The 6,735-nt window shown below is 61.4% G+C and carries 4 protein-coding genes and 1 tRNA gene; 3 read left to right on the top strand and 2 right to left on the bottom strand.

Annotated features, from left to right (window positions below):
* Nucleotides 1-26 precede the first annotated feature (26 nt).
* Together E0486_RS02970 and cphA are read right to left on the bottom strand one after the other, a co-directional pair.
* Nucleotides 27-97 (bottom strand) — tRNA-Gln (locus tag E0486_RS02970).
* A 98-nt stretch (nt 98-195) separates the two neighbouring features.
* Nucleotides 196-2,835: a cyanophycin synthetase gene (gene cphA / locus E0486_RS02965; RefSeq protein ID WP_131850645.1), complete on the bottom strand. Its 2,640-nt coding sequence runs from the start codon at nt 2,833-2,835 to the stop codon at nt 196-198.
* A gap of 219 nt (nt 2,836-3,054) precedes the next feature.
* Here cphA and E0486_RS02960 point away from each other — a divergent pair, with 219 nt between their 5' ends.
* From E0486_RS02960 to E0486_RS02950, 3 genes are all read left to right on the top strand, one after another.
* Nucleotides 3,055-4,284, top strand: a complete 1,230-nt coding sequence (locus tag E0486_RS02960) for an aminotransferase class V-fold PLP-dependent enzyme (protein ID WP_243697358.1) — start codon at nt 3,055-3,057, stop codon at nt 4,282-4,284.
* 60 nt (nt 4,285-4,344) lie between these two features.
* Nucleotides 4,345-5,718, top strand: coding sequence for an APC family permease (locus E0486_RS02955; protein WP_131850643.1), 1,374 nt, complete (start codon nt 4,345-4,347; stop codon nt 5,716-5,718).
* A gap of 87 nt (nt 5,719-5,805) precedes the next feature.
* Entirely contained in the window at nt 5,806-6,705 is a 900-nt protein-coding gene (locus E0486_RS02950) for a cyanophycinase (RefSeq protein ID WP_131850642.1), read from the top strand.
* Nucleotides 6,706-6,735: the final 30 nt, after the last annotated feature.

Genomic DNA, 6,735 nt, shown 5'->3' with positions numbered 1-6,735 from the left:
CCTCCCGAAGGAGGCGTTTTTATTTGTTGAGCTACTAGGATTCGAACCTAGACAGACAGAACCAAAATCTGTAGTGCTACCGTTACACCATAGCTCAATCCGTAAAGAGGGTGCAAAAATAAGGGTTGTGTTTTTTGCGGCAAAAATATTTTTTAAATTTTCCGCCTAAACGCTTGATCTCCAGCTTCGGGGCGCTCAGGAGGCGGGCACCCGTCCACCGAGCTCCTCCTGCTCCTGCAGCGTACGGATCTTGGCCAGCGTGCCTTCCACCTTGTCGCACAGCGCCGTCACGAGGGCGCCGCGCTCGCAGCGGTCATAGGCTTCGCTCAGCGCCTCGGCCTCGTCGTGGATGGCCGTTACGGGCACCGACGGGTTTGCCGAGTTGATGCCCTCGCGCAGGAGGGCTTCGATCTCCTCCACGGTGCGGCCGCGCAGGTTTTTGTCCATCCGGATAATCAGCTCGTCGAAGGTGCCGGCGGCGATGGCGCCGATGGCGCGGATGTCTTCATCGCGGCGGTCGCCGGTGCCGGTGATGATGCCGATCTTCTGGGGGTAGTCGAGCTGCCCCACAAAGTCGCTGAGCAGTTGCACCCCGGCGGGGTTGTGGGCGAAGTCGGCAAGGAAGCTGCACTTGCGCAGGTGGAAGAAGTTGAGGCGCCCCGGCGTAAGCACGCTCGACGGCTCGAAGGTGCGCAGCGCATGGCGGATGTCTTCGATGCTGACGGCCTTGAACAGGTAGGTGGCCAGCACCGCCGGCAACACGTTGGCGATGTTGTGCAGCGCCTTGCCGAAGTAAGTTACCGGGATGTCTTTCACCGGCAGCACGCGCACCTTCCAGTTTTCCTTCATGATGGTCACGTAGCCGTTCTCGAAGATGCAGGCCTTGCCGCCGCGGGCGCAGTGCTCCAGCACCCGCGGGTTGTCTTCGCGCATCGAGAAGAGACCAAGGTTGCAGTCGAGGCCTTCCTTCATTTTGTATACAAGATCGTCGTCGGCGTTGAGGATGGCGTAGCCGCGGGTGCACACCGTTTCCGGTACGACCTTCTTTACACGGGCCATCTGTTCTACCGTATTAATACCACCCATGCCGAGGTGGTCTTCGGCGATATTGGTCACGATGGCCACGTCGCACTGCTGGAAGCCGAGGCCGCCGCGCAGGATGCCGCCGCGCGCGCACTCGAGCACGGCGAAGTCGACGGTCGGATCTTTCAGCACGAACTGCGCCGACACAGGCCCCGTAGTATCACCGTCCATCATCTTCTGGTTCTGGATGTAGATGCCGTCGGAGGTGGTATAACCCACTTTGCGGCCGGCGGCGCGCACGATGGCCGCGGTGATGCGTGTGGTCGTGGTCTTGCCGTTGGTGCCGGTGATGGCGATGATGGGAATACGGCCGTCTCCACCCTGCGGAAAGAGCATGTCCACCACGGGCTCGGCCACGTTGCGGGGGATGCCTTCCGATGGCTCCACGTGCATGCGGAAGCCGGGGGCGGCATTCACCTCAAGCACGGCGCCGCCGCTTTCATTGAGCGGGTCGGAGAGGTTCTCGGCCATGATGTCGATGCCGCAGATGTCAAGTCCGATGATCCGCGCGATGCGTTCGGCCATGAAGATGTTGGCCGGGTGCACTTCTTCGGTGACGTCGGTGGACGTGCCGCCGGTGCTCAGGTTGGCAGTTGGCTTCAGCAGCACCAGCTCGCCGGGTGGCGGCACCGTCTCGAGCGTATAGCCTTTGTCGTGGAGCATCTTCCACGTAAAGTCATCCACCGTGATGCGGGTGAGTACCTTTTCGTGGCCGAATCCGCGGCGCGGGTCTTTATTCGTCTCATCGATGAGTTGCTGGATCGTGCTGCTTCCGTCGCCGGTGACGGCCGCGGGCGTGCGGCGGGCGGCGCACACGAATTTGAAGTTGATCACCAGCAGTCGGAAGTCAAAGCCGGTGATGAACTTTTCGCAGATGACGGCGCGGCCGTATTTCTGCGCGTCGGCAAGTGCCTTGACGGCCACGTCCCAGGTAGTAATGTTGGTAGTGGCGCCCTTGCCGTGGTTGCCGTCGACGGGCTTCAGCACCATCGGGTAACCTACGTAGCTGATGGCCTGCATCAGGTCTTCTTCATTGCGGATGATGGTGCCTTTGGGCACGGGCACTTCGGCGGCCTCGAGGAGGTTCTTCGTGTCCTCCTTATCGCCTGCCAGGTCTACCGCGATGCTCGAAGTGGTGGAGGCGATGGTAGCGCGGATGCGCTTCTGGTGCACGCCGTAGCCAAGTTGCACCAGCGAGTGGCGGTTGAGGCGGATAAAGGGAATATTGCGCTTCGCCGCTTCCGAAACGATAGACCCGGTGGAAGGCCCGAGTCGGGTATCCTCGCGGATCTCGCGCAGTTTCTGTATGTCATTCTCCACATCGTAGGGCGTGCCGTCGGTCAGGGCTTCCGCTACGCGCACGGCCGCCTTGGCCGCATAGAGGCCGGCTTCTTCTTCCTCGTAATTGAAAATGACGTGGTACACGCCTTCCCGCTCACCGGTGCTGCGGGTGCGGCCGAAGCCCGTGTTCATGCCCGCGAGCGTTTGCAGCTCCAGGGCGATATGTTCCACCACGTGGCCCATCCAGGTGCCTTCTTCCACGCGGATAAAAAAGCCGCCGCGTACGCTTTCGCTGCAGCGGTGCTCGATCATCGAGGGCAGCATGGCTTCGATGCGTTCGCGAAAGCCGGGGATCTTATTGGTAGGTTTTTGTTCCAGCTCTTCCAGGTCGAGCTTCATCTGGATCAACTTCGGCCGGCGGACGCTCCAGTAGTTCGGGCCGCGCAGCACTTTCAATTCAAGAATCTTCATAGCAGGGAACTCGAGTTTGCAGCAATATAGCGAATATGACCGCCAAACGTAGCAAACCCTGGGTCCGCGGAAAAGTTTGCCACCCCTGCCGGTAAATCCCCCGGAGAAGTCGTAGTTTCAGTCTGACAACCAACTGCACCTGTCCCTAATTTCTACAACATGCGGCGCCGCTCCTTTCTTCAGCATCTTTCTTGGTTATCCACGGGTGTACTGGCGGGTATGTGGCAACCTGCGTGGAGCCGCAACCTGCACCGGTCGCTCGAAGGGGCCGAAGGGCGCAGCCCAGCCGGGCTCGCAGGCGATGAAGATTTCTGGAGTTCCGTGCAACACTCATTTGTACGCAGCAGCGGGCTCATCAACCTCAACAACGGCGGCGTGTCGCCGGCACCAAAAGCCGTGGCCGAGGCGCTGAAGAAAAATTTCGACTATTGCAACGAGGCGCCGAGCTACTTCCTGTGGCGCAAGCTCGATAAAGGTCGCGAGCCGCTGCGCGCTGCCCTCGCCGCCGCCGGGGGCTGTGCTGCCACATCGGTGGCCATCAACCGCAACGCTTCCGAAGGACTCGACACCGTGCTGCTCGGACTGAACTTGCGCGCCGGCGACGAAGTGCTGGCCTGCCGCCAGGATTACAACCACGCCATCTTTACCCTCGAACAACGCGCCCGCCGCGACGGCATCGTGCTCCGCTGGGTGGACCTAAAGCTGCCTTCGGAAGAAGAAGCCTACCTCGTGCGGAAGTACGTCGAAGCGTTTACACCGAAAACGAAATTGCTCCTGCTCACCCACGTGATCAACTGGAACGGGCAGGTGCTGCCGGTGGCGGCCATCGCCGCCGAAGCCCGCAAACGGGGCATCGAAGTGCTGGTGGATGGCGCCCATTCCTTCAACCAGTTTCCCTTTTCCATCGACGCATTGAATGCCGATTACTTCGTGACCTCGCTGCACAAATGGACCTACGCGCCGGTAGGCGCAGGGTTGCTGTGGGTGCGCCCGGAAAAGATCGCCGGGTTGTATCCCCTGCACGGTCATCCCGATTCGGGTTCTTCCGACATCCGGAAATTCGAGAGCCTCGGCACCCGGCCGTTTTACATCGAGCAGGCCACCACGGAGGCCCTTGCTTTCAACGCGCAGATCGGCATCGCGCGGAAGGCGGAACGCCTCAATTACCTCCGCAACTACTGGATGGACCGCGTGCGGCCGCTTCCGGGCGTACGGTTGTTGTCGCCCACCGCCCCGGGCTTCGGCTGCGCCATCGGACTGCTGTCGATAGACGGCCGCGACCCCAGGACCCTGGAAAGTTTCCTGATGAACGGCTACCACATCCACAGCACCGTCACCGACTGGGCGGGTCTCCGCGGCCTTCGCATTACGCCCAATGTATACACCACCCTCGCCGACCTCGATACCCTGGTAGCGGGCATTACCGCTTATGTCAAAACAGGCGGGTAATCTATTCATCAGTGGTTAACTGATTAATAGATTCTTTGGCCGGGGATTAGTTTTGCCCGCATGTCTCTCCATCGCCGCCTTTCGCTGCTGCAGGCCACGGCCATCAATATGATCGATATGGTGGGCATCGGTCCCTTCGTGACGCTGCCGCTGGTGATCGGCTACTTTCACAGCCCTTACTATATCTGGGCCTGGGTGCTCGGTGCCGGCATCGCCCTGCTCGACGGCTGCATCTGGAGCGAGCTCGGTGCGGCCTACCCGCTGGCCGGCGGCACGTACAACTTTCATAAAGTGGCTTACCCGGGCCGCGCGGGCCGGCTGATGTCGTTTCTTTTCGTTTGGCAAACCTCCATACAGGCGCCGCTGGTGGTGGCCTCCGGGGCACTCGGCTTCGTCAAATACGTGCAGTATTTCGCGCCCCTCGGGTTCTACGGGCAAAAGGGCGTCGCCATCGGGCTCATTGCCGTCATCGGGCTCCTGCTGTACCGCCGCATCGACTCCATCGGCCGGCTGTCGGTGGCCCTTTGGGTGGGCGTGCTCGGTACCATCGGCTGGATCATCATCGGCGGCTTTACCCACGCTACCGTGCCCGTGACGCTCTTTCCCACGGGCGGCGGCGACTTCCTCAGCGGCGCCTTCTGGACCGCCCTCGGGGCGGCTTCGGTGAAGACCATCTACAGCTTCCTCGGTTACTACAACGTGTGCCACCTCGGCGGAGAGATCCGCAACCCAGGTCGCAACATCCCGCGGAGCATCTTCCTATCCATCGCCGGCATCTCGCTGCTGTACCTCTGCCTCAACTGGGCGGTGGCCTACGTAGTGCCCTGGCAGGAGGCGCAGCACTACGACTTCATCGCTTCCATCGCCGTGGAGCGGATGTACGGCCCCGGCGCCGGCCGCGTGGCCACGGGGCTGGTGCTCTGGATCGCCTTTGCTTCGCTGTTTGCCGTGGTGCTGGGCTACTCGCGGGTGCCCTACGCGGCGGCGGCCGACGGCGCCTTTTTCCCGGCCTTTGCCCGGCTGCACCCGACCAAGGATTTCCCCTACGTGTCGCTCCTGTTCATCCTGGGGCTGGCGGTGGTCTTCACCTTTTTCCTGTCGCTGAAAGAGACGATCTCGGCCATCCTGGCCATGCGCATCCTGGTGCAGTTCGTGGCGCAGGGGGTGGGGGTGCTGCTGCTGCGGCGCCGGCGGGGTACGCGCGACCTTCCCTGGAAGATGCCGCTTTACCCGCTGCCCGTGATTGTGTCGGTGGCCATCTGGGGCTTCGTACTCTGGTCTACCGGCGAATTCGCCCTCTGGGGCATCGGAATCGCCGCCCTCGGCGTTTTGGTTTTTGGTTTAACAGAAAAGTGGATGCGCGGTAGAGGTGAAACAATAGCTTTGCGGGAGGCCCATCCGCCACAGACCCATCCTCCCGGCCTCCTTCCTTAGGGGAAGGAGGAGTAGGTCCGGATCTGTTCCTCTTCCCTTAGGGAAGGGGCTAGGGGGATGGGTCGACGAACGAGCCATCCATAACATATGACAAACCATTATCCTAAAGGAAAACTCATCGCCGTCGGCGGAGCCGAGGACAAAGGCACGGACCTGGAAAAAGGCGAGATCAAGCGCAACAACCTCAATTTTTTCGAGCTGGGCATCCTCCGCCGTATCGTGGAAGAAGCCGGCGGGGCCGAGGCCCGCATCGAGGTGGTCACCACCGCGTCGATGATCCCCGACGAGGTGGGGCCCATGTACCTGGATGCCTTCAACCGCGTGGGCTGCACCAATGTGGGCGTCATGCGGATCCGCGACCGCGCCGATGCCGGCCTTCCCGAATACATCGACCGCCTGCTCAACTGCGCCGCCATCCTGTTCACGGGCGGCAACCAGCTGCGGCTTACCGCCACATTCGGCGGCACCCACTTTGGCCAGATCCTCGCCGCCCGCTACCGGGCCGAGCCCTTCCTTATTGCGGGCACTTCGGCCGGGGCTATGGCCATGAGCAATACGATGATCTACGAGGGCAATGCCGCGCAGGCACACCTCAAAGGACAGGTAAAGATCACTACCGGCCTTGGCTTTATCGATACCGTCATTATCGACTCGCACTTTGAAAAACGCGGCCGCTTCGGTCGCCTCGCGCAGGCGGTGGCTACCAACCCGGGCTGCATCGGCATCGGCCTCGGCGAAGACACGGGCATGCTCATCACCGAAGGCAACCAGATGGAAGCCATCGGCTCGGGCCTCGTGATGATCCTCGACGGCCACGACATCCGCCACTCCAACATCGCCGACATCCCCGACGGTAACCCCATCTCGCTCGAAAACCTCAAGGTGCACCTCTGCGAAAAAGGCAATGGCTACCTCGTGCGCGAGCGGACCTTCCTGACCGAAGTCCGTGAAGGCGCGCTGGTGAAAAAGCAGGTGCACGTCGAGTAAGGTTAGTGAACCAGGAACAATGAATTTCGA

The sequence above is a fragment of the Flaviaesturariibacter aridisoli genome, assembly GCF_004343705.1.
In the GTDB taxonomy this organism is placed as follows: Bacteria; Bacteroidota; Bacteroidia; order Chitinophagales; family Chitinophagaceae; genus Flavisolibacter; species Flavisolibacter aridisoli.
Note: the sequence above shows the minus strand (reverse complement) of the source record. Positions and strands in the feature narration are given on the sequence as shown.